Below are 23,171 nucleotides of genomic sequence, written 5' to 3'. Positions count from 1 at the left end.
ATCGCGGCCCCGCGCGCTGCGCCGCCGGGGGCATGGCCCAAACCTCACGCCGCCGGGGTGACGCGGGACGCCGCGAAGCCCGAACGCAACGTTGCTAAAGCCGGCTTCCCGGCGGCTGACCGGACCGACGCCCCGAGGCGCGTCACGGTGCATCGCGGCGGGCGTGCGGAGGAGCGGGCTCCGAACGCCTCGGGCCGCGGTGCCGGCCGGCCCGGTCCCGCGCATTGCCGGATGGCGTCCCATCGTGCACCCTGGCGGCGATCCCGGCCCGAACCGCGTCCTCCGGGGCTCGACCGCGCCGGGAGACCGGGACCGCCCGCGCCGGGGGGTGATCCCGATCAGGCCGACCGGCAGGGAGCCGCCGCATGAGCGCAGCCACGCCGTCGATCGTCGCGGACCGGGACGCCGGGTCCGGCGGAGGGATTCAGGAGGCGGTCCGGGCGATGCGCGTCGATCTGGCGGCCGCCTACCGGCTGATCCATCGGCTGGGCCTCGACGACAGCATCTACACCCACATCTCGGCGCGGCTGCCGGGGGACGGGCACCGGTTCCTGATCAATCCCTACGGGATGCGCTTCGAGGAGGTGACGCCGGAGAACCTCGTCACCGTCGATATCGACGGCCACGTGCTCGCGGACCCGATGGGGCTCGGCATCAATCCGGCCGGGTTCACGATCCACAGCGCCATCCACGCCGCCCGCGCCGACGCGATCTGCGTGCTGCACACCCACACGGTGGCGGGGGTCGCGGTCTCCTGTCAGGAGGAGGGGCTGCTGCCCCTGAACCAGTGGTCGATGCAGTTCACGGGGCGCGTCGCCTACCACGCCTACGAGGGCATCGCCCTCGATCTCGACGAGCGGCAGCGGCTGGTGGCCGATCTCGGCGACAAGCCCGTGATGGTGCTGCGCAACCACGGCCTGCTGACCTGCGGGCGCACGGTCGGCGAGGCGTTCCGGCTGATGCACAACATGGAGCGCTCGTGCCGGGCGCAGCTGGCGATCCAGGCGGCCGGCGCGCCGGTGATCCGGCCCTCCGCCGCCATCGCAACCAAGACCGCCGGGCAATACGCCGCCGGCTACGACCGCGTCGTCGTCCAGGGAGCGCCCGACAACGAATGGGCGGCGTTCAAGCGGATGCTGGCGCGGACCGATCCCGATGTCTTCGCGGCAGGGTGAGGCGCGACGTCGATCGGGTGGGATCCGCGCCCCCGCTTCCGGGCGGGCGGTTTCACCCGTCTTCCGCCGGCCATCAAAGTCGTGAGCGACGAGTGCCTGTCCCCTCTCCCTCGTGAGGCGGAGCGCGCGGCGCCGGCCGTGTGACGTCGGTCGCCTCTGCGGGGGAGGGGGACGCGTCGCCCCTCGGCCCACCCCTCACCCCTCCGTCCAGGCCCCGCTCGACCGGTAGGTCTGCTTCAGGAACGCGATGAAGGCCCGGGTCTTGGCGGGCACGAAGGCGCGGCTCGGATAGACCGCGAAGATGCCCGCCGAGGCCGCGGCCGTGTAGGCGGGCAGCACCACCTCCAAGAGCCCGCCGCGCAGCTCCGCGTGCACGTCCCAGGTGGAGCGGAGCGCGATCCCGAGGCCGCCGATCGCCGCCTCGCGCACCACCTCGTTGGAATGGGTGCGCAGGGGGCCCGACGCGGTGACCGTGCAGGGTCCCTCCGGTCCGATGAGGCGCCAGGGGTTCTGGTTCTCGGTGGCGAGGCACACATGGCCGCGCAGATCGTCCAGGGTCTGCGGTCGCCCCGCCACATCGAGGTAGCTCGGCCGCGCGCACAGAACCCGCCGCACCGGCGCGAGGCGCACCGCCGTCAGTCCGGAACTCTCCAGCGCGCCCACCCGGATGGCGAGGTCGTAGCCGCGCTCGATGATGGACTCGAAATCGTCGCTCAGCTCCAGGTTCAGCACGAGGTCGGGGTGGAGGGCGAAGAAGGCCCCCAGATGCGGGACGATGTGCAGGCGCCCGAAGGAACTCGGCGCCGTAACCCGGAGCGTCCCCCGCGCCCGCGTGGCGTTCTGCGAGACGAGGCTTTCGGCCTCCGCGATGGCGTCGACGATCGGGGCGATCCGCTCGAAGAACGCCGCGCCGATATCGGTCGGCGCCAGCCGCCGCGTGGTGCGGTGCAGCAGGCGCACGGCGAGCCGCTCCTCCAGCCGCTTCAGCCGCTTCGAGACCACCGCCACCGACAGGCCGAGTTCCGACCCGGCCCGGGTCAGGCTGCCGGTCCGCACCACCCGGGCGAAGATCTCCAGGTCGCTCTGGTCGTTCATTTTCAACGCTGCGGAAAAAATCAAATCCCTTTTGCCGCCTTTTCGGCGGGTGCCAAGCGGTCTATCGCCGTGAGATCAAAAAAATTTCACGGGCCGTTCGACTTTTTCTGACGCACGGCGCCCCATTTCCCAGAGGATCGCATGTCGAATCTCGTCGTCGCCGAGGATCTCCGCACCTTCCTGTCCGAGGAGGCGCTGCCTGGAACCGGCCTCTCGGCCGACCGGTTCTGGTCGGGCTTCGCGGCGATCGTCCGCGACCTCGCACCGCACAATCGGGCGCTGCTCGACCGGCGCGACGGCCTCCAGGCCGACATCGATTCCTGGCACCGCGACCATCGCGGCCTGCCGCACGAACCGGCCGCCTACGCGGCCTACCTCACGCAGATCGGCTACCTGCAGCCGGAGCCCGACGCTGTGCGGGTGACCACCGAGAACGTGGACGCGGAGATCGCGCAGATCGCCGGGCCCCAGCTCGTCGTGCCGATCTCGAACGCCCGCTACGCGCTCAACGCCGCCAATGCCCGCTGGGGCAGCCTCTACGACGCCCTCTACGGCACCGACGCGATCCCGCAGGACGGCGACCTCGCCCCAGGCACCGGGTTCAACCCGGCCCGGGGCGCCGCCGTGGTGGCCAAGACCAAGGCCCTCCTCGACGCGACCGCCCCGCTCAGCGTCGGCTCCTGGGCGGATGCGGTGGGCTTCTCGGTGACGGGCGGCCGCCTCGCCGTTGCTCTCGGCGCCGGACGGAGCGCCGGCCTGACCGGCACGGCGGACCTCGCGGGCTATACCGGCGCCCCCGAGGCGCCGACCGCGCTCCTGCTGCGCCACAACGGCCTGCACGTCGAGATCGTCATCGACCGGACGAGCCCGATCGGCCGCACCGACCCCGCCGGCATCGCCGACGTGGTGCTGGAATCCGCCCTTTCGACCATCATGGACATGGAGGATTCGGTCGCCGCCGTGGACGCGGCCGACAAGGTCGCGGTCTATCGCAGCTGGCTCGGCCTGATGCGCGGCGACCTCGTGGCCACCCTGTCCAAGGGCGGCCGCACCGTCGAGCGGCGGCTTGCCGCGGACCGCACCTACACGGCGCCCGACGGGGGAAGCCTGACCCTGCCGGGGCGGTCGCTGATGCTGGTCCGGCATGTCGGCCATCACATGTACACCGACGCCGTGACCCTCGACGGCGCCGAGATCCCCGAGACGCTCCTCGACGCGGCGGTGACCGCGCTGATCGCCCTGCACGACCTGAACGGGACCGGCTCCTTGCGCAACAGCCGGACGGGCTCGGTCTACATGGTCAAGCCGAAGCTGCACGGCCCCGACGAGGTCGCCTTCGCGGTGGAGCTGTTCGGGCGGGTCGAGGCCCTCGTCGGGCTCGCGCCGCGGACGCTCAAGATCGGCGTGATGGACGAGGAGCGGCGCACGACGCTCAATCTGAAGGCGGCGATCGCCGCCGCGGCGGACCGGCTGTTCTTCATCAACACCGGCTTCCTCGACCGGACCGGGGACGAGATCCACACCTCCCTGGAGGCCGGTCCGGTGGTCCGCAAGGACGCGATGAAGGCGACCGCCTGGATCAAGGCCTACGAGGACGGGAACGTCGATGCCGGCCTCGCCTGCGGCCTGCCGGGCCACGCGCAGATCGGCAAGGGCATGTGGGCCGCCCCCGACCAGATGGCGGCGATGCTGGAGGCGAAGGGCGCCCACCCGGAAGCCGGCGCCAACACCGCCTGGGTGCCGTCGCCGACGGCGGCCACGCTCCACGCGCTGCACTACCACCGGACGGATGTCCGCGCCCGCCAGGCGGATCTGGCCGGCCGGGCGCCCGCGACCCGGGACGCCATGCTGACCCTGCCCCTCGCCGAGGGCGCCTTTGCGCCGGAGGCGATCCGGGAGGAGCTCGACAACAACTGCCAGGGGATCCTGGGCTACGTGGTCCGCTGGATCGACCAGGGCGTCGGCTGCTCGAAGGTGCCGGACATCCACGAGGTCGGCCTGATGGAGGACCGCGCCACCCTGCGGATCTCCAGCCAGCACATCGCCAACTGGCTGCGCCACGGGATCGTGGACCGGGCGCAGGTCGACGCGGCGTTGCGGCGGATGGCGGCGGTGGTCGACCGCCAGAACGCGGGCGATCCGGCCTACCGGCCGATGGCTCCGGGCTTCGACGGCCCGGCCTTCCGGGCCGCGGAGGCCCTGGTGTTCGAGGGCGCGCGCCAGCCCAACGGCTACACCGAGTTCGTGCTGCACCGGTTCCGCCGGGAGGCGAAGCGCCGGCAGGCCGACGGTCGGGCGGCCTGAGGCCGTCTCGCGGCCTGCGATCCGCCCGAGCGCGACCCGATCCCGAGGCGCCGGAGCGCAGCGGGGGCCTCGCAGGAGGACTCGCAGGAGGCCTTCGGGGATCACCGCGTTTCCCCGCATCCGCCTTCGAGGCCGGGGAACGCGGGCGCCAGGATCAGGGGCCGGGTTCGACAAGCGATCGTCGCCCCGCGGCGCGCCCTCCCGCATTTCTGAGGGCCGGCGCCCGCCGGGGGGGGCGCCGGCCGGCCAGGCCGGGTTCCCCGATCCGCGGGCCGGTCACCCGCGGCCGCTCAGCGGCGCTTGCGCGTCATCACGTAGACGAGGAGATTCGCCACCGCCCGGTAGAATTCCGCCGGGATTGCCTGATTGATCTCCACGTGGTCGTACATCGCCCGGGTCAGGGCCTTGTCGACGACCACCTCGATCCGGTTCCTCTCGGCGATCTCGCGGATGCGCAGGGCGATCAGGTCCGCCCCCTTGGCCAGCACCACCGGGGCGTCGCTCTCGCTCTGATCGTAGCGCAGCGCGATTGCCTAGTGTGGACCTAGTATGGCGTCCTACATGCTCATCCTACGACACGCCGACCACCCGATCACAATCAAAAAACCATTTGTTCACAGCGCCTTAGGCAAGCATAGGCTACCATAGTCGGCGATCCTGGTGAAGGCGAAATTTGAAGCCTTCTCCGGGGTTAGTGTGCCATATTGTGACCAGAACGCGAGGATCGACCGTGCCTTATGGAGACTGATCCGACGCCCCGGTGACAAGAGGCGGAGCGTCGATTCACCAGTCGGAGTGAGCATCAGCCGACGATCAAGGGCCGGGCCGAAGCCGTGGAGAACCGTGCTTGCATGCTACCGCTATGGTCCTCGACACTGAGAATGGATGCGCGCTACCGTCAAGCTTGATCCGAGCGTCGATCCGAATCACGGTTGGCGACACACATGGAAAACCCTTGCGCTTGAGGCCGGCATTGAAGAACGCTTAAGGGATGCGATCACCAGCCATCGTGTTGCATCAGTGGGCCGACGGTACGAGACACCAACCCTTACGATGCTGGCGGGCGCTATGACTCGATTCCCGCGCTACTGTTCCGAGCCTAGAAAGAAAGCCCATTTGATAGAATATTAAAATCCGCATTCCACCGAGGCATTGGTGGGGCCGCCCACTAAACACTGAGTGTGTGCGTCACAAACTATGCAACGCTCCTAATGGTTCCTATGAAGACGCCTTTAGAGCTTCCAAGTGCAACCAAAGGTATAAATCGCGTGTGCTGCCTCGCAGCATCGACGATTGAAGCGAATAGCAAACGACCCCGCTGAAACGCATAGCAGGCTAGTAGACGGAACTCAACTGCTTTCTGTTTATCAGGGACAGTAGGTCTACTCCCTTCCAGCTGACGAACCAGCATGCAGCCTCGCACTGTTGAACAGCCTGCAAAGCTTCCGCATTGTTTGCCCTCTTAATACCTAGAACTCCGACTATTTCCTTATAGAGCTTAACTCTATCCGGCGTCGGGATATATGGACACGATATCGTGTCTAGGAAGAGATGAACGTCGTGAGATGACAAGACAAAATTCGCACTATTTAATAGATTATTCCTGATGCACAGATATATCTCGTTACGAAGCGCTTCACAATTATTCCTATCTTTGATTATGTAAAGACATGAAACCGCCGAAAAATAATCAACCCTTCCATCCTTGAAAAGGAGATCCCGATACAATGATTCATCGAAATTATAATCGGCAGCAATATCATGCATCGCGATTAGTATATTTAGTATTTCGATCGGTATTGTGCCCTTTCTTTTCGTTATTCCTGCTATCCTTGAGTCACGCATTAGCTGCATTGTCCATCGAACAACTCTGTCTTGAAGGAACGGAAGTCGCGAATTGAAGTGCGCCTCAAAAGATTTTGCGCAAATGACAATGCTTTTACTAAGCGTAAGCGAGGCTGCTACAGTGGGGCTCATTGTATAGAAGAAAAACGACAACTCCAGCAACAAAATGAAGGCCTCAATGTAGAGCTCTTCGTCGCAGTCCTCTCTTGCTAACCCGCTTGCAATATCGTCAATAAGATGAGTAATCCGTATTCCTATAGCAGATATAATGTAACTCGCTACATCTTCATAATGAGAATCACTCAGTGAACATGCGGCCTTTATATCGCGAATGATAGATTTATAGAGCGAATTGTAGCGCTTGATCCGCGTTGGGAAACTATATCGCCTCCCGTCATCAAAATCCTGCGCAACAAAAAGATTGAAGAAGTCCGACAGTTTGGTGCTTATATCATCTATCACTTTCGACTTGCGCGTATAAAAGGGTCGACTTATAATTTCTGTCTTGTGTTCATTTAAGTGAAGCTTGAATTCGCCTAAACAGGCCGACACTACAGCATGTATCCGGTCAATATCATTGACAGAGTTTGAGAAAATATAGTAGTTATCGACATACCTTTTTATTGTGTAGTCGTTCCTTCTGGGCGCGGCAATATCCGCCTCAAGACATTTCACTATATTTATATCCACTCTATTAAGTATTATCTCCGCAAAAATCCTGCTAATCTCCGGTCCGATACATATTCCGTTGGTTTCATTGTAATTCATACGCTGCATCAGCGCGTCGAAGTGCGAACCAAAATGATTAGACTTTATATTACCCTTCGCTGTATGGATGTCCTTTAACGCCCACGCGACTGAATGCGTGTATATGCTGGCAAAGCATTTCGATACGTCCAATACAAGCATATAGGCAAAGCGCTTCTCGATGTTGACAAATTCGATGGAATTGAAGAATTTGTAGAGTCTGTCGTAACCGCTGTATGCGAAGTAACTCGCGGGATTTTTTACCAGCTTATCCACCTCAGTGGTGTCGACTGTATTATTTCTATATTTATTTTTGTCAGAAATCGTAGACCGAAAATAAAAGGAGCTTCCGATGCGGTTCGGTGATCTGATACTGAACTGACCAATAGAGGTATAATAGCAAATTAGATTTTCATACGAGCGATAAAAATTACAAACGCTCAACTGTGCGGAAGGATGAAGAAGACTTAACTGCCGAACGGAAGCGCTGTCTTTTGCTATATTATACCTGAATGGTATAGTATAATTATGATCCAAGAAAATGGCTTTCATCGTCTCGATGATATGCCCGCTCAAACTGTCGCGCAAATAGGTGTTCTTGTAGAAATTGTTATTCGAAAAGATAATCGGCACTTCGAACGGCGACGTGTCTGTTAGTAAGACCCGATGATAATCGGAGGGATCGAGCTTTCCCCTGATCTGAACGCTCTTAGACATTATTCCAGCACTTCTTGAGGCTTCCAATGGCCTTTGGATTGAAATCGAAGTGCGTCCTATCTGTGAATGCGCGTTCAAAAGAGTAGCGCAATAGTGCGCTCCTTTGCTGCCGGGTTATGGTCAGTTGCAAGCGAGAACAAATTTTTCCTTGATTTGAAAGTATCATCTTCTTATAAAAAGCGTCCAAATCTCGAAGTGACTTAGAAGGCCCCGGGCCTACCAACCTATAATTATGATAGATACCCACGTTTCTAATACGTCTTCTACCGAAATCGGTCACTGAGTAGTTAGAACTCAACATTCGAATTCTTTTTTCAAGATCGCTAAAATTTCGGTCTTTAGTAAACTGCAATAGTGACAAACAGATGCGCGATTTCATGCGCCTAATTTTTTTATCTGCTATGTCCAGCTGCACGTCACGACTGATCCTTCCGTTTTCGTCACGCTTCGCGAAACCTATGCGGAATACATATCCCAAAAAATCCACTTCACCTTCGACGCCAACATTTGACTTATCGTGGGACTTGAAAGGAAAGCATTTTGTTTTCTGAGGACTAGCAGTTAGACCGCACGGCAAAAGTTTATTGATACCGGATATAAATCGCTCATGATCTTCATCGCCGCGTGTTATGAAGACCATGTCATCTACAAATCGGGAGAAGAAAAATACTCCATCTATACTGGCCGCAGCGCGATCAAACGGCCTCATTACATACTCACTTAAAACAGAACTCAGAGATAGGCCGCGGGGTAACCCGCCGATGCCTCGTTTCCTCATCTCTTCAAAAAAGGAAGACAGCAGCCTCGTTGTTGCCGGAGGGAATGCCGAATCACTGACTATAGACGACAGGAACATTTCTGTGGTAATTGAGTCATAAAATTTCTTGATGTCGATTTTATATAATTTGAAGGATAAACCTTCTTGGCATAACGACTGGATGCACTTTACGATATGGCTTCGATTTGACTGCCGAACACGCGTCACTTGCTTGATATTGCGAGTAATCTTTCTCAGAACAACTTCATCAGCAAGTTGACCCAGGGCGTATACTGGCGCCCCATTGATTGTTCGCCATTTGAGCTCTACATCTTCATAACCTGTTTCGACCCTTCTTGCTGCGTCAGCAATTAACGCATTGCGGTAATTTTCCAAAAACAAGCGCCGATCTCGAAGATAATCATTATGGGTAAGTTCATTTCGAAACGCCCGAGAATGAAACGTAGGATCATACATGGTGCGGTTAAGCGTCGTGGTTATGTGGCTTGGTTCTGATCTTTTTGGCTATACCTATGCAAGGCGCTTGCGCGAGACATGTGGATGCCTGTCCACCCGTCTCTTTAGGGTCGACATTTGAATTCCGAGACACTATGGTAGGCGGGTCTAGAAGCTAACAAGACAGGAGTTCCCTATCGCCACCTACGGTTATGCGCGCGTATCAAGCGTGTCACAGAGCTTAGCGATCCAGCAGGAGGCTTTGCAAGCTTCAGGTTGTGACATCATCCGGTCCGAGACGCAGACGGGCACCAAGCTGGAAGGCCGGACGGAACTCGAAACGATAATCCAGTTCGCCAGGGCCGGGGATTCGCTCTCGGTCACCCGCATCGACAGGCTCGCACGCTCAATCGGAGATCTCGCGGCCATCGTGAAGCGGTTGGAGGCGAAGGGCGTGTCCCTGAAGGTCCTTGAGCAACCTGTCGATACGTCCACGGCAGCGGGGCGCTGTTTTTTGCAGATGCTTGGGGTCTTCGCCGAGTTCGAGACGGCCATACGGCGAGAACGCCAATTGGAAGGCGTTGCGAAGGCCAAGGCCGAGGGCGTTTACAAGGGACGCAAGCCGACCATCGATCCTGAACGAGTCAAAGCCCTCGCCGCCCAAGGGATGGGTGCCAGTGTCATTGCCAAGGAACTGAAGGTGGGGCGTGCGTCCGTCTATCGACTCTTGAACGGTTCCTCCTCTCGAACATCGCGATAGGGGTGTGCATAGCAACTGACGTCGGGCTGCTAGGGCGCTCCACTATATCAGTGCCGCGCCTCCGGACCGGCGCTAAAGAAGAACGATATGCCCTCTTGGTCGACGACCGCGAGGAAAGCCTGATAAGCTTCTTCTTCACTGGAAAATCGGACGTGCCAGCGGATACAGCCGCCGTTCTCGTTTACAACTTCTAGCCGCCATGTGTCGTTCGTGCCCGCATTCCGATAGATTTCAACCTCGACCCTAATACCGTTACGAGTGAACTTGCCGGAAAGCCGGGAGTGCTCGAAATCGCAGTCGTCTTCCATGATCCAAATTTCAAAAATTAACGACAGGGACAGTTTTTATGATAAGGTGCCTCGGTAGGAGACACCATGACGAAGATAGATACTTGGCGCAGTGGACTAGCTGTTTTCGGATCACACAGCATAACTAAATCGCAACTGTCGGTCCGCACATCTCTTACGCACCCGCTGCAAATTGCTACAATCCCTGTTGGTGAGAAGGGCGGGCGAATAGGCATCACCCTTTGTCCAGGGAAGGTCGATGACACGTCGGCTGGCGGCGCGTGGGAGCGAGACCTACAGGCTGATGTGGCCTCGCTCCGGGATTGGGGTGCCTCCTCCGTCCTTACTCTCCTGGAAGCCCACGAGTTCGACCTACTGAAGGTGCGAGGCTTGCCCGAGGCTGTAAGGGATGCTGGCCTGATCTGGCACCATTCCCCGATACCGGACGTCAGTGTGCCTGGACCGTCCTTCGAAGCGGCATGGCGAACAATCGGGCCTCGCCTCGTCGCACAGTTATGTCAGGGACAGTCGGTGGTGGTCCATTGCCGGGGTGGCCTTGGTCGCGCCGGCATGATCGCTGCCGTGCTCGTTAATATAATGGGCGAGGAACCTTCGAGGGCGATTGAACGGGTCCGCGCTGTCCGACCGGGTGCAATCGAAACTTTGCAGCAAGAAAATCACGTATTGCGCCACAATCATTTTATCTAATTCTGGAGAAATGTAGTGAAATCGACGTTTGTTGCACTTGCCGCAATTGGGGGCGTGATGATTACACAGCCCTACGGTCAAGCTTCACAACTTCCTAGCTATTTTCTAGGGCGATGGACGAGCACTAAAGACAAATGCGCTGATCCAGAAAATATCACATTTATAGCGCAGAAATCATTCAGGCAATACGAGTCGACCTGTCAAGTAGGAAAGGTGGCAGAGCACAACAATGTCACTCCGGGATTTTTCTACTATATAGTTGATCTGAAGTGTCGCGACGAAGGAGAGATGAGTGCAAGAACAATTACGTTCACGCATAAATCAAATAAGAACATTATGACTATCGGGGGTCTAGGAAAAAGCCAAGTTGTTTATCGTTGCGATAGAAAATAGTAATGAAAGTCGAATCGGTTCATACTAAAATTTTCGGAATGGCAATTATTATTGCTTGTTTTATGTCCCAGAGTGTTCAAGCAGGGGATGTGAAGAGCCTAATGAAGAGGTGGGACAAAGAAAACGCGAGATGTCGTGGCGGTCGAGGAGATGATCCAAAAACTGATGCGGCCTGCGATCGACGAGAAGGACTTTATTTGACTATACAAAGATTGGGATGGTGTTACGGAGAGGATGACCAACCTACGGCTTCATGGCAGTGGCACCGCTGCAATGCCCGCTAACGGTTTGAATCATGCTCTCGGTGCATTGATCGGCCTTGCAGTTGGCGATGCGCTCGGCACCACCTTGGAATTCGAGACACGAGATACAAAGCCGCCCGTGACCGACATGGTAGGCGGTGGCCCGTTCAATCTGAATGCGGGCCAGTGGACCGATGACACGGCTATGGCGCTGTGCCTCGCCGACTCACTGCTAGCCTGCGATGGCCTGGACGAACGGGATCTAATGGAACGATTCTGTCGCTGGCACGAACTCGGCGAAAATTCGTGCACGGGATCCTGTTTCGACATCGGGATCGCCACGAGGAAAGCCCTGGAGTCGTTTCGGCGCACAAACGATCCGGTAGCGGGGCCGGTTGACCCGAGGAACGCTGGAAACGGTTCGATCATGCGCTTGGCGCCTGTTGCCTTGCGCTTCTGGAACGATGACGACCGCCTGAAGGATGCGGCCCGAAGACAGAGCTACACGACCCATGGCGCACAGGAGTCCGTGGACGGCTGTGATGCGTTGGCAACGGTCCTTGCCGCGCTTATTGGGGGAAAGCCGCTGTCGGACGTTCTCTCCGCAACCCACGGCCCATTCTGTCCGGGGGTTCAGGCCATCATGAACGGATCGTGGCGCGGGAAGGCTCGGGGCGAGATCCGATCATCCGGCTATGTGATCGACTCGCTCGAAAGCGCCTTCTGGTGCCTGTCCGAGACCACCACCTTCCGAGATGCCGTCCTCTTGGCGGTGAACCTTGGGGACGATGCAGACACGGTAGGGGCAATCACAGGCCAGATGGCAGGAGCCGCTTATGGGGTGGCAGCTATACCCGAGGAATGGTTCGCGCCACTGGCCTGGAATGCACGGCTGGCGACCACCGCAGAACATTTATTCGAGGCTAGTATCTCGGAACGATAACGAGTTCGATTCACGGGTAGTGGGGGCATCAATAGCCTGTGATACCCTCGCCGACGCATTAGGCTGCTATCATTGCCCTGTGACACTCCGGGCATAGATCGCGAGTCAGGTCCGCCATTAAATTAAGATAATCGGCATTCGTCTCGGCGTAGTCCAGAGCGAATAGGTCTTTACAGCTCCAAATAGCCCGAATTATCGCAATTACATCCTGTTCTCGGATCGTGCCCTCTTCATCTATCATACTATCAAGATCGTCGATAAGATCCTCGAATTGGAAGGCCAGACGCTTGTATTCAAAGGCCTTATCACCTTCATACAATCGCCAACGATAATACGCCTCTGATGCCCCACGAACGAGCATCTTACGCAGAATGTATCTATTATCGCTAATTATAACGGCGGGCGGGAAAGAGAGATTTTCCATGATAAGTCTAATAATGCCTTTCAATTTGACTATGTGGCACTGAATTGCCTGAAATTTCTTGCGTCTGGTATTGTATTTCAGATTTTATTCTGAATTTTCATCGCGTCTGATGAACCGGAAGCGTTGGTGGGGATTAATTTCTATATCGCCGATCTGGTTGCTGTTGCGCCTCTTGGGTTTTTCACCTTTCCTTTCCGAGTGGAGGATGGATGTTACTTACCTAAATTTCCAATAGAAATAATTATTGGAGATAGAAAAGTTAGGTAACTAGCCTCCATTCCTCCACTGCTAATAAGTCAGTCAATCGCGACCGAAGGGAAGCGACGGGAGCGAAGCCCCGGAATTATTATTTCAGCCGTATGCCGGTTCGTGCATTGCCTTTACTCATTTTTTGAATACCAATGCCGTGGTTATTCAGCGTTTTAGAGAACGCAATTTGGTTCATGGGTTCAACGCCACTGTTGCTCGAATAAGAAACATAGTGGTTATATAGTTCACCGACCATCACTCGACTAGTGCTATCACGAATACAAGCTTCATCGATGAATTCCCCCACGTTATCATTCTCGTTACGATAAGCATCGAGTGCCTTACGGACCGAGTCAGGTGGAGCAAGAAAGTCACCCTTCATCCCTCCGATCTGACGCAATCCTTCGAGCGCCCAATTCAAGATGCCAGGCAATTCCCCTTTCAGCTTTTCCAAAAGTCTAGGGTCTTGCTCCGCTGGCGAAAAAGTTCGTTTAAATTCAATCAAATGCAATCGACGCCAAATGGCATCATCATTCCCAGCAATTCGCGGCAGTTCGTTGCTTCCAAACCACATCTTGAACTCGGGCTTCAAGTTAAAATAGTCTTTGTATAGCCGCTTGACCGACATCATATCGCCACCGGTCATGCGCTTCACTTTAGCGGAGGCCAATCGATCTCCGGCTTCACCTTCTGTAGCAAAGACAAACCTTTTTCCGTCAAGCGAGGCAAGATCGTCTGTCTTATCATTCCCAAATCTTGCCTGCATGATAGAATGAGGAGGTAGAGATGTCCCGTAATCACCCATCAATGCTTGTAAGAGATTCAAGAAAACCGATTTACCATTTGCCCCTGTTCCGATAAGAATGAACATGGCCTGGGCTTCAACGCTTGCGGTAAGAGTGTATCCTACTGCACGTTGAAGATATGGAATGACTTCAAGATTATCTTCGAAGATCTCCTCGATGAACCTCAAAAACAGCGGACATTCCGCGGTGGGCCTAAATTCGGCTCCAATGCGTTTCGTTACAATATCATTCGGATCTACTAAATTAAATCTGGTCAAATCAAGCACACCATTCTTCGTTCCCAACAGATAAGATTGACGATCAAAGTCCCTATCATCCTTGCGCTTGAATGTCTTTGCAAGTTCGAGAACCGCGTTGATCCGAGAATTTGATTGTGACGCCCGAAGCTTGACTGGATCGTTTGCAGCATTGCCGGTGGTTGGCGTCTTTAGAAAATTGATAATCTCGCCTTTCACTTCAAATGCCGTGATCGGATCGTAAACCCCGGAGTTCGCCCTATAGAATTTCTCGGAATACTCGCCGTAAATAATGGTTTCATTAGTAGAGGCATGGAACGCTTCGGCCGTTGAAATGTCCGTGCTCGTGTCTACAACCACGCTAATCGTTTGCACAGTGCGCCCCCGATCATCAAATGACGGCGTGGGTCTGTTGCCTTCCATCCATTCGATAAGACATACGACGGCTTTCTCTGATCCAAAAAGATCGACGAGTTTTGATCTCCACTCTACTTGTCGTTTTGTCGCATACCGATCATAAGAAGTTGCGACCGCCAACAACCTATCTTCTTTTTCTTCATCTTTGGTGATGGTGCAAAGAGCGCCTATGATTTTCTCACATGCTTTGCAAGCAACCCCACTGCAAGCACATAATCCGGCAAATTGCATTGCTAGTTCATGCCGACCACCCTCGATCCAGAACGCAGAAAGAAAGCTTACTGTTGCAATTTGTCTAATAGCCGTGAGCAAGGTTTCGCGTTCACAGGCAGTAGGCGAACCATCCTTCCTATCTTCGAAGCGCACCATTTCGCCATCGTCGGGATGGATTGACGGGGGCATCATGGTTTGACAGCCGTCCCCTCTAAACTCGACTAGGGTTTCACCGTCCTTAGGACTTTTCAGGCGAAGCGTGGCAGTAGTCCCGACAACGCGATAGAAATAATGGGATGCGGGTCGACTGTTACGGCCCATAATCATACCGGTCTCTGGCAACAACAGAGCTCCGGCCGCGAGCGTATTGGGGCCATCCAAGTCAATATCGACCAGACCATAGGATGCTGCGCCCGTTAAGACACCTACATTGATGTCTTCTGGAACAGAGCCATATTGGTCTATATCATGTAGCAATACTCCGCTGTTCGGCCAATCCGAAAACAATGGCTGCTTAGTTTTGCGAACAAGGGGAATGTAGCGATGACGTTCTGATTCGATGTTCAATTTCACGTAGATACTCTAATTCGTTCGTGCGAAATCATTCGGACGCTTTGGCCCGGATGTGATATTTGCAATATTGGCTGTAGTTGAATGGCGCCACAGGAATATCACGGCGCCGGCTTGATGCAGTCGACTGTGATTTGAGTTATGCCCGATTCGTCAGAGAATGTCAACAACTTTATAGATGACGGCCAATAAGTAGCACGATACGAACCGTCTACACCGTCATTATACCACTATCTCTCATAATTTCGAGTATATATCTGAAAAACAATAATAGAGAAACGCCATTTTGTTTTCTCGCTTCAATCGAGAATTCCGGTTCGCCCTTGCCAGATTATAATAACGCGCCCCGCTCGTCGTCTATGCGTCTCTAAATTGCGACTTGTTACTTAAGGCTGCAAACCACAAGCTCTGTGTCGCGGTGAGGAATCTCCAATAATCTCCTCACCGCGCGAACAATTTAGCGTCCCTTCTCAAGTATCATAGCTAGCTTTGCGGCAACATTTGCAGGATTGATGTGCGTATACCTTCTCAACATTTGATAATCGCGGTGGCCTGATATCATTGCGACCTCGGGAACACTAAGCCCATGCTTGAAGTGGCGAGAAATTCCTTCGTGTCTTAGATCGTGCCAGCGTAGATTTCTGATTTCGGCAGCCTTGAGCAATTCAGCCCACCAAGAACTTAGGGTAAAATAGTTTACAGATATGATATTATCCTCGCTTCCGTTTTTTTGCATGGCCCGTATAATCTCCACAGCTTTTGGCGTCAGCGGAATCGTTCTTGGATAATCGTTTTTGGTTTTTGGTATGTAGAGGGTGGATTGATCGAGATCGAGATCTGTCCATTTCGCTCTTAGAAGTTCGCCCTTTCTCATTGCTGTTTCGACAGCCAATTCGATGATGTGTATCATCGCTCTTTTGCCTCTACGACTGTCTGCTTCTAATATTCGACTCCATTCCTCTTGAGAGATACGTCGCTCTCGGCTATTTCGGACTTTCGGCTTTCGCACGCTTTTGAATGCGTTAGTTGTCAGGCGAACACCCCACTCGCTTTGGGCAATAGTCAAACAGTGCGACCCAATACAAAGCTCTCTTACAACAGTCGCGGGTTTAACAACTTTCAATCTGCTGTCTCTGTAGCGGGCGATGTCGCCTTCACAGAGATCGTTGATCCTTATGTTGTACAGGTCGGATCTCTGAAATCTTCTTAATATAGAACATTCTCTCTTATACCAATATCGCTTTGATAGGATTTCAATATAGTATCTTTCAATCAGAGTTCCGACAGTCTCCGTATCAGAAGCAGAATGAGTGTGCGCGTCAGGACTGCGATATTTTTCGATTTCTGTTTCTCTCGACCATGCTACCGCCTCTGACTTTGTTTTAAAAGTCCGTGTGGCCGATTTAGATCCTTTGATTCGCACCTGAACTTGGAACTTCCCATTCCTTTTTCTAATCGTGGCCATCTTGATCCTCACTGTGCCCTACATTGTGCCCGGACGCAGAGATCGAAGTTGTTTGATAGCACTCGGCGGGAGTTGATCGATAGCTAAACCATTGTTTTACAACGAAATTACCATCGACTGGCATGGACAGGATGCATAGCAGCGCGATTGCCTAGTGTGGACCTAGTATGGCGTCCTACATGCTCATCCGAGCGGGCATCGAGGAGGCGCGGATCTGGCGCGTTGAGGGGGCGGCCGACCGGATGCCGCGCAACGCGCCAGATCCCAAGGCGCCGGAGAACCGGCGGATCGAGATCCTTCTCCAAGGAATTCCGGGATGAGGCGGATCCTGCTGGGTGCCCTCGGTGCGCTCGTCACAGGGCTCGTGGATCCAGCCGTCGCGGAACCGGCACCCACGGCGGTTCCGCAGGCGGACCGTCCCGCGCTTCCGGAGTCCGTGCCGGCACCGGCGGCCCTGGACTCCCAGGGCTTGAGGGCCGGTCCCGTTGCCGCGGTGCGGACGCTGCAATTGCTGCAGGACCGGGTCGCGTCCGGCTCGGTCGCCGCCCACGAGGGTCAGCCGCGGTTGATCGCCCGGATCAACGCGGATCTTCTCGCTGCGGCACCGGAAGTCTGGGCCGACGGGCATCATGTCAGAGCCGCCATCGTCTTCTCCCTGAGCGGCGGGGGGCCGGCGATCCTGCGTCGCCTGACTGCGCTGGACGGGCTGGGCGAGCGGGAGGCGACGCTGGCCCGCGGCGCTCTAGCCTTTATCGAGGGGCGGGATGCGGACGCGAACCGCCTCCTCAGGGATTTCGACACGGCGGGTCTGCCGCCGACGCTCGCCGGTGCGGTCGGCCTCGCGCAGGCCTCGCTCATCGTGACCGAGAATCCGGTCCGGGCGATCGCCCTGCTCGATCGCGTGCGGCTGTTGCTGCCGGGGACCCTCAGCGAAGAAGGAGCCCTGCGCCGCGAGGTCTTCGCCCTCGGGCAGATCGGCGATCTGCACAGGTTCGAAGCCCTGGCGATTCAGTATCTGCGCCGCTTTCCGCATTCGGTCTACGCTGGCAATTTCAGGCAGCGCCTCGCCTACCAGTTGACCCAGTTCGATGTCGGCCGGGACGAGGCGCGCTTCGGGGCCCTCAACAGGATCGTCAACGAACTGGCTGCCGGGAGCCGGCGCGATCTGTACCTGCTGATCGCCCGTACGGCGATCCAGGAGGGCAAGACGGCCTCGGCGCGCCTGGCCGCCGACAAGGCCCTGGCGCTCTGCGGGCCCGAGAGTCCGGAGGCGGCCCAGGGACGCCTTTACCGGGCGGCGGCCGAGATCGTGGACCTGGCGACCTTCGAGCCCGGGCTGCGGACCTTGCAGGCCCTCGACCGATCCAAGCTTCCCGCCCGCGACATCCCCCTCCTCAAGACGGCGCTTGCGACGGCCGAGGAGATCGGGCGCGGTCTCGTCGGCACGCGCGTGGGGCCGGTGGCCGACACGGCGCCATCGCGACAGGCGCAGGCCGCGGCGGATTCCACCGATGGCGCGGCCAGACTGATTCCCAAGGCCCAAGCCACGATCGACCAGATCGATCTGCTCCTCCAGAAGGCAACTCCGTGACCCTGATCGCCGCCACGGTTCAGAGACCCGCGCCGAAGTCCGATCGCGAGATGGCGCGGTCCCATCCGGAGACCGACCTCCGGACCCCGCCGGACAGGGGCCGGCCCGGCGCCTTCGGGGATGTCCTGCGCGAGATCGCGGAGCCCCCCTCCACGCCCTCGTCCGACGAGGACCGGGATGATGCCGCGGAGCCGCGGGGACCTGTCGCGAAGGGCCGCCCCGACGAGGCGACCGTGACACCCGCGCTCTCCCCCGCCGATCCGGCAAGCGCCGCCGCGACGGTGCTGGCCAACGTCCTGAACACCGCCCATCCGGCGGCCGCCTCCGACGCCCCCGCGACCGGCGGCTCTCCGGGGCCGCGCATGACAGCCCCCGACGCCGCAGCCCGTTCTGCACCCGCATTGGTGCGCGGAGCAGGATCCGCGCAGGGGCTGCTCGCCGGATCAGGACCCAAGCCGGACGTCACGGTGCTCGACCGCGCGGTCCATTTCAAACCCGTGCTACCCCCGGCAGCGCTACCCGAGTCCGGGGCCGCCGAAGCTGCGCCAGCGGCCTCCGGGGCACCAACCGTGGCCGGACAGAACCTCGCCCGGACGGGACTGAGCGACGTCATCGCCACCGCGGCGCGGACGCTTCAGGCCGCGACCGATCTCGCGTCCCAGGGTCCGGCAGACACGGCGATGCCCGCCGAAGCTGCGCCGGCGGCCTCCGGGGCTACCTTTGTGGCCGGACAGAACCTCGCCCGGCCGGGACTGGGCGACATCATCGCCACCACGGCGCGGACGCTTCGGGCCGCGACCGGTCTCGCGCCCCAGGATCCCGCAGACACGGCGGTGCGCGCGGCCATCACCGCGCCCGGCACGTCCGACCTGAGCGTGCCTGCGGACAGCCATGCGGTCCCCGGAATCGCCCGTACGATCCTCGCGGCCGCAGGCCATCAGAGCCGGGCCGGCAGTTCCGTCCCGACCCCCAGGGACAGCGTCGGGACAGAGACGGGCCTGCCCGCCATCACCCTGCCGATGATCGCCGCTGCCATCGAGGATGAGATCGCGCGTGCGGTGCCGGCCCGTCCGGATGCGGTCGGCAATCACGCCGACCCGGCGACCGGGACCGCGCCCGACGGACCGCTGCGGGTGCTCAGGATCCAGCTGAGGCCGGAAGAGCTGGGAACCGTCACCGTGGAGCTGCGACTGGCGAATGGCCAGCTCGAGACGCACCTGCGCGCCTCGCGGCCGGAAACCGCCGCGCTCCTGCAGCGGGATGCGGCCATCCTCACGGACCTCCTCAAGCAGGCGCACCACCAAGCCGATGTCACCGTCGCTCAAGCGCGACCGGCCGATGCGGGAGGCTCTGCTGAAGGGGCTCCGTCGCAGGGTCAGTCTTCCTTCGCGAACGGGGGAGCTCGACCGGGTCACGGGGAGGATGGGCAACGACAGGCGGCGCATCGTTCGGCCACCGGCCGGCGCGACGGAGAGCGGATCGATGAGACGATACGTCCTCGCGACGGCGGCATTTATCTGTAGCGCGGTTCCGGCCGCCGCAAACGTGTGTGAGGCCGAGATGGGCCGCGCCTCGGCCCGTTACGGCGTGCCTCTCGGCGTCCTCTACGCCGTCGGCCTCACGGAGACGGGCAAACGCGGCTCGCTCCAGCCCTATGCCATGAATATCGAAGGAACGGCCTATTTCGCGACCGGGCCCCAGGACGTGCTCGCCCACTTCACCGAGGCGCGCCGCCGGGGCGCGCGCCTGATCGATCTCGGCTGCATGCAGATCAATCACCATTATCACGGCGGCAAGTTCGGCTCGGTCGAGGCCATGATCGACCCGCACGCGAACGTGGACTACGCGACGCAATTCCTCCGGGACCTGAAGAAGCGGGAAGGCAGCTGGACGATGGCCGTGGCGCGCTATCATGCCGGCCCGCACAACAACGCGGCGCAGAAGATCTATATCTGCCGGGTCGTGGCGAACATGGTGGTGACGGGTTTCGGCCAGTGGACGCCCGCCGCCACGCGCTTCTGCCAGTGAGAGCCGGAAGGCAGTCCGGAAGCGTCCATGGAACCAAGGGAAGAACCGGGGTCTTTCGCCAGAGGCCACCCGACACCTGACGATCACCGGGCAGGACGGCGGTCATCGTCCGTTCACCGGCCTGGAGGAGCCGCATGACCGACGCCCCAGAGCCGCCGGAAGCACCATCCGGGAAGATGGCCCTGCTGGTGGCCCTCACTCTCGCGGCCGTCGCCGCCGCCGCCTATGTCCTGATCCGTATGGATTAGTCCGGCCGTCGCCGCGCCGACGGACGATCCCGCTCCGTCGCTACAGGATTCGACAGCTCCCGTAGCTGACCTTGATCGCATTGCGCTCCTCGGGATTGAGCTGCGCCTCGACGAAGTTCAGCTTGTTCAGGTCGATCAGCAGGAAATAGACGCCGTTCTGGCATTTGATCGCGTTGCGCGGCGTGCGCTCATTCAGACGCGGCGAGGCGGTCTGACACTCGTAATAGTCGGAGCGTCCTGCCGAGATCACGGTCAGCAGGCCGCCGCTGGTGACCAGCGAGAACGTCCGGGCCTTCTGGGGCTGCGGCTTCGCCCCCTCCGGCGTGGCGGCATCGAGACCGACGGACGCCTCCTCCGTACACGTCATCGGACGGCGCAGCTGGGAGGCGGACGGCGTGATGCTCAGCAGGAGAAGCGCACCGGCGAGCGCTACCCGTTTCGCGATCATCGGCTAGGGATCCGTGATTCGTGGGTAGTTTCTACCCACAAGCTAGGCCTTTACCCGTCGGTGTAAATGCCGCCTGCTCGGGCGGAGAGGCCGATCAACAGATTTGCCCGCTCGTTCCATTTCACGGCGCGCGTGATTACGGGTCAAGCCGGTCTCGCCGAGGACGGCCACCCGGCTTCCGCGGCCGGCGAAACGGGCTCTACGCCTCCGGGACATCTGGATTGTCGTTGGCGGCCGCTTCGGCATCGCGCCGCGCCGCGATCTCCGTGCCGATTTCCATCAGCAGCAGCCGGGACAGGAGCTGCATCGTCGACGTGCCGTGTAGGGCCAGGAGTTGATGGGCCGCGATGGCCGTCTCCACCATGCGGTCAAAACCGTCTTCGTCGGACATGGCGGGGCGGTAACCTGGTTGAATGCCGAGCATACAACTTAAAGGTATGGATCGAGTTCGATCGCCCGCGCAGAAACAGGAGGCCCCATGATCCCGCCCGGCCAAGCCGACGTTCTGCTGAGGAGATTGGCCGAGGCACTCGAAAGTCCGGTCGAGATCTTCTTCCAGGAATCCGGCTCCGAAGCCGGAGGCGCGTCCGGATCGGACTGCGACCCGATGCCGACCCTGGAGCTGCTCCGCTTGTGGCATGCCTTGCGGGAGCCGCGGAGCCGGCAACGGGTCCTGGCGGCCGCTCGTCAGGAGGCCCGGAACCTGCGCGCGACCGGCGCGACGGACGCGGCGGCCGGCTGATCGAAGCCCGGCCGCGCAGCCGCCTTCAGAGGCTGCGGCGGCCGGGTCGCGCGTGCGCTGTCAATGGCTCGCGGACGGGGGCGCGGGTACGGCCGCGAAGGTCAGGACCGTCGCGGGGAGGGCGGGCGCCGCCGGTGCGGCCGGCTTGTCCTGCGGATCCGGCTTGTCCTGCTTTGCCATGCGCTTGTCGCGCTTCTCGTAGAAGGCATTGCCCCCGGCGACGGCCACGTAGTGCATGTTGGTGTAGGGGAACCGGTGGCCGGCGGTGTGGAAATACATCGCCTTCCCGACCTTCGGGTGGCGCTCGCCGGCCAGGACGGCATCGGCGGCATCGGCAACCTTCAGCAGGTCCTTCTCCTGCATCGGCTTGGTGAGCACGCCCGGCGCGAACTGTCCCGGCTGGCCGACAACCGCGCAGATGCCCCCCGGGAAGACCGCATTCTCGAGCCGGTTCATGACCACCGTCCCGACGGCGACCAGCCCGTCGCTGTCGCTCCGGTTCGATTCGAAATACATGGCGCGGCCGAGACAATCGCGCTCGGCATCGCTGACGACCATCGGCGGCTTGCGGTCGGGGATCGACCCCGTCGTGAGAACCGGCGAAGCGGTGTTGCAGGCCCCCAGGCCTCCGGCTACCGCCAGGACAATCAGTGCAGGACCGACCTTCGTCCTCTCGCTACCCTGCATGCATGTGCGCTCCGTGCTCCCCCCAGCCTGCCGCGTCGGGCGGTGTTCCGCTCCGACCAGGCGAAGGCCAAGCTTGACGGCACGTTCGCGGCGAGGATGTGGCGAGGGCGTCCCCGCCTCGGGGCCGGGCCTGAACCCGGGCCTCAGTGCTGGCCCTGGCCGGCGGCCAGGATGGTCACGCCCACGGCGATCACCGCGATGCCCGCCAGCATCGTCGGGTTGATCGCCTCGCCGTACAGCCACGCGCCGCCGAGCGCCGCGCCGATCATGCCGATCCCCGACCAGATCGCGTAGACGACGCCGATCGGCAGCAGGTCCATGCTGGTCGACATCAGCCACAGGGCGGTCCCGTATCCGAGGGCCACGATCACCGTCGGTCCCGGACGCGTGAAGCCTTCGGCGGCCTTCAGCGCCAGGGTGGCGGTGACCTCAGCGCCGATGGCGAGCCCGAGGATCAGGAACGGATTCATGGCACGGCGAACTTTCGGGCTGCACGGGCTGCGTGAATCGGGCGGTCGAGGCGTGTAGAACCTGTTTCGAATCGGACGCCCGAGCAGACGGAGGAGCGCAGGGCCGGCCCAAGTCTGCTTCGAATCGGCCGCAGGACATCGGCGGCCG

The 23,171-nt window shown here is 59.4% G+C and carries 21 protein-coding genes; 10 read left to right on the top strand and 11 right to left on the bottom strand.

The genetic code is table 11. The features are described 5' to 3' along the window. The first annotated feature begins 365 nt into the window (after nucleotides 1–365). Nucleotides 366–1,175: a class II aldolase/adducin family protein gene (locus P9K36_RS09845; protein WP_075380084.1), complete on the top strand. Its 810-nt coding sequence runs from the start codon at nucleotides 366–368 to the stop codon at nucleotides 1,173–1,175. Nucleotides 1,176–1,370: 195 nt separating this feature from the next. Here the strand turns inward: P9K36_RS09845 and P9K36_RS09840 are convergent, their stop codons facing one another. Then, nucleotides 1,371–2,270, bottom strand: coding sequence for a LysR family transcriptional regulator (locus P9K36_RS09840; RefSeq protein ID WP_111474013.1), 900 nt, complete (start codon nucleotides 2,268–2,270; stop codon nucleotides 1,371–1,373). 141 nt (nucleotides 2,271–2,411) lie between these two features. On the opposite strand from P9K36_RS09840, the gene P9K36_RS09835 reads away from it, so the two are divergent. Then, nucleotides 2,412–4,574, top strand: coding sequence for a malate synthase G (locus P9K36_RS09835; RefSeq protein WP_111474014.1), 2,163 nt, complete (start codon nucleotides 2,412–2,414; stop codon nucleotides 4,572–4,574). Between the two features lie 290 nt (nucleotides 4,575–4,864). Here the strand turns inward: P9K36_RS09835 and P9K36_RS09830 are convergent, their stop codons facing one another. The 3 genes from P9K36_RS09830 to drt3a form a co-directional block, all read right to left on the bottom strand. Continuing rightward, nucleotides 4,865–5,065 (bottom strand): EscU/YscU/HrcU family type III secretion system export apparatus switch protein, encoded by a 201-nt coding sequence (locus tag P9K36_RS09830; RefSeq protein ID WP_278306958.1) that lies wholly within the window; start codon nucleotides 5,063–5,065, stop codon nucleotides 4,865–4,867. 844 nt (nucleotides 5,066–5,909) lie between these two features. After that, on the bottom strand, nucleotides 5,910–7,883 hold the full coding sequence (gene drt3b, locus P9K36_RS09825; RefSeq protein WP_347568052.1) for an antiviral reverse transcriptase Drt3b: 1,974 nt from the start codon (nucleotides 7,881–7,883) through the stop codon (nucleotides 5,910–5,912). Further along, nucleotides 7,876–9,117 carry an antiviral reverse transcriptase Drt3a gene (gene drt3a / locus P9K36_RS09820; RefSeq protein WP_278306955.1) on the bottom strand — a complete coding sequence of 414 codons (1,242 nt, stop codon included), beginning with the start codon at nucleotides 9,115–9,117 and terminating at the stop codon, nucleotides 7,876–7,878. The genes drt3b and drt3a overlap by 8 nt, the downstream gene beginning before the upstream one ends. Nucleotides 9,118–9,292: 175 nt before the next feature. On the opposite strand from drt3a, the gene P9K36_RS09815 reads away from it, so the two are divergent. Further along, nucleotides 9,293–9,856 carry a recombinase family protein gene (locus tag P9K36_RS09815; RefSeq protein WP_278307270.1) on the top strand — a complete coding sequence of 188 codons (564 nt, stop codon included), beginning with the start codon at nucleotides 9,293–9,295 and terminating at the stop codon, nucleotides 9,854–9,856. 47 nt (nucleotides 9,857–9,903) lie between these two features. Here the strand turns inward: P9K36_RS09815 and P9K36_RS09810 are convergent, their stop codons facing one another. Next, entirely contained in the window at nucleotides 9,904–10,164 is a 261-nt protein-coding gene (locus P9K36_RS09810) for a hypothetical protein (RefSeq protein ID WP_278306953.1), read from the bottom strand. Between the two features lie 66 nt (nucleotides 10,165–10,230). Here P9K36_RS09810 and P9K36_RS09805 point away from each other — a divergent pair, with 66 nt between their 5' ends. From P9K36_RS09805 to P9K36_RS09795, 3 genes are all read left to right on the top strand, one after another. Continuing rightward, nucleotides 10,231–10,851 carry a cyclin-dependent kinase inhibitor 3 family protein gene (locus P9K36_RS09805; RefSeq protein ID WP_278306952.1) on the top strand — a complete coding sequence of 207 codons (621 nt, stop codon included), beginning with the start codon at nucleotides 10,231–10,233 and terminating at the stop codon, nucleotides 10,849–10,851. A 15-nt stretch (nucleotides 10,852–10,866) separates the two neighbouring features. Next, a complete protein-coding gene (locus P9K36_RS09800; RefSeq protein ID WP_278306951.1) occupies nucleotides 10,867–11,244 on the top strand; it encodes a hypothetical protein in 378 nt (125 codons plus the stop codon). A 234-nt stretch (nucleotides 11,245–11,478) separates the two neighbouring features. Then, the gene (locus tag P9K36_RS09795) at nucleotides 11,479–12,429 is read left to right on the top strand and encodes an ADP-ribosylglycohydrolase family protein (protein ID WP_278306950.1); all 951 of its coding nucleotides are present in this window, start codon (nucleotides 11,479–11,481) and stop codon (nucleotides 12,427–12,429) included. 770 nt (nucleotides 12,430–13,199) lie between these two features. On the opposite strand, the gene P9K36_RS09790 is transcribed toward P9K36_RS09795, so the two are convergent. Together P9K36_RS09790 and P9K36_RS09785 are read right to left on the bottom strand one after the other, a co-directional pair. Continuing rightward, the gene (locus P9K36_RS09790; protein WP_278306949.1) at nucleotides 13,200–15,347 is read right to left on the bottom strand and encodes a phage/plasmid primase, P4 family; all 2,148 of its coding nucleotides are present in this window, start codon (nucleotides 15,345–15,347) and stop codon (nucleotides 13,200–13,202) included. 454 nt (nucleotides 15,348–15,801) lie between these two features. Further along, nucleotides 15,802–16,809, bottom strand: coding sequence for a site-specific integrase (locus tag P9K36_RS09785; RefSeq protein ID WP_278306948.1), 1,008 nt, complete (start codon nucleotides 16,807–16,809; stop codon nucleotides 15,802–15,804). Nucleotides 16,810–17,125: 316 nt separating this feature from the next. Between P9K36_RS09785 and P9K36_RS09780 the strand changes: the two genes are divergently transcribed. The 3 genes from P9K36_RS09780 (at nucleotide 17,126) to P9K36_RS09770 (ending at nucleotide 20,428) form a co-directional block, all read left to right on the top strand. Beyond that, a complete protein-coding gene (locus tag P9K36_RS09780) occupies nucleotides 17,126–18,400 on the top strand; it encodes a chemotaxis protein (RefSeq protein WP_052083594.1) in 1,275 nt (424 codons plus the stop codon). Between the two features lie 467 nt (nucleotides 18,401–18,867). After that, nucleotides 18,868–19,923, top strand: coding sequence for a flagellar hook-length control protein FliK (locus P9K36_RS09775; protein ID WP_278306947.1), 1,056 nt, complete (start codon nucleotides 18,868–18,870; stop codon nucleotides 19,921–19,923). Next, nucleotides 19,883–20,428, top strand: coding sequence for a transglycosylase SLT domain-containing protein (locus P9K36_RS09770; protein ID WP_075380073.1), 546 nt, complete (start codon nucleotides 19,883–19,885; stop codon nucleotides 20,426–20,428). The genes P9K36_RS09775 and P9K36_RS09770 overlap by 41 nt, the downstream gene beginning before the upstream one ends. Before the next feature lie 288 nt (nucleotides 20,429–20,716). Here P9K36_RS09770 and P9K36_RS09765 read toward each other — a convergent pair whose 3' ends face one another. Further along, nucleotides 20,717–21,124, bottom strand: coding sequence for a hypothetical protein (locus P9K36_RS09765; protein ID WP_043357279.1), 408 nt, complete (start codon nucleotides 21,122–21,124; stop codon nucleotides 20,717–20,719). Between the two features lie 199 nt (nucleotides 21,125–21,323). Continuing rightward, the gene (locus P9K36_RS09760; protein ID WP_043357287.1) at nucleotides 21,324–21,515 is read right to left on the bottom strand and encodes a hypothetical protein; all 192 of its coding nucleotides are present in this window, start codon (nucleotides 21,513–21,515) and stop codon (nucleotides 21,324–21,326) included. 87 nt (nucleotides 21,516–21,602) lie between these two features. Between P9K36_RS09760 and P9K36_RS09755 the strand changes: the two genes are divergently transcribed. Further along, nucleotides 21,603–21,866: a hypothetical protein gene (locus P9K36_RS09755; protein WP_043379630.1), complete on the top strand. Its 264-nt coding sequence runs from the start codon at nucleotides 21,603–21,605 to the stop codon at nucleotides 21,864–21,866. 60 nt (nucleotides 21,867–21,926) lie between these two features. Here the strand turns inward: P9K36_RS09755 and P9K36_RS09750 are convergent, their stop codons facing one another. Beyond that, on the bottom strand, nucleotides 21,927–22,553 hold the full coding sequence (locus P9K36_RS09750; RefSeq protein WP_051045108.1) for a cell wall hydrolase: 627 nt from the start codon (nucleotides 22,551–22,553) through the stop codon (nucleotides 21,927–21,929). 143 nt (nucleotides 22,554–22,696) lie between these two features. After that, nucleotides 22,697–23,023, bottom strand: coding sequence for a multidrug efflux SMR transporter (locus P9K36_RS09745; protein WP_043357283.1), 327 nt, complete (start codon nucleotides 23,021–23,023; stop codon nucleotides 22,697–22,699). Between the last annotated feature and the right edge of the window lie 148 nt (nucleotides 23,024–23,171).

Origin of the sequence: Methylobacterium sp. 391_Methyba4 (assembly GCF_029691625.1) — a bacterium.
Lineage (GTDB): Bacteria > Pseudomonadota > Alphaproteobacteria > Rhizobiales > Beijerinckiaceae > Methylobacterium > Methylobacterium fujisawaense.
This window is presented reverse-complemented; position numbering and strand designations above follow the sequence as displayed.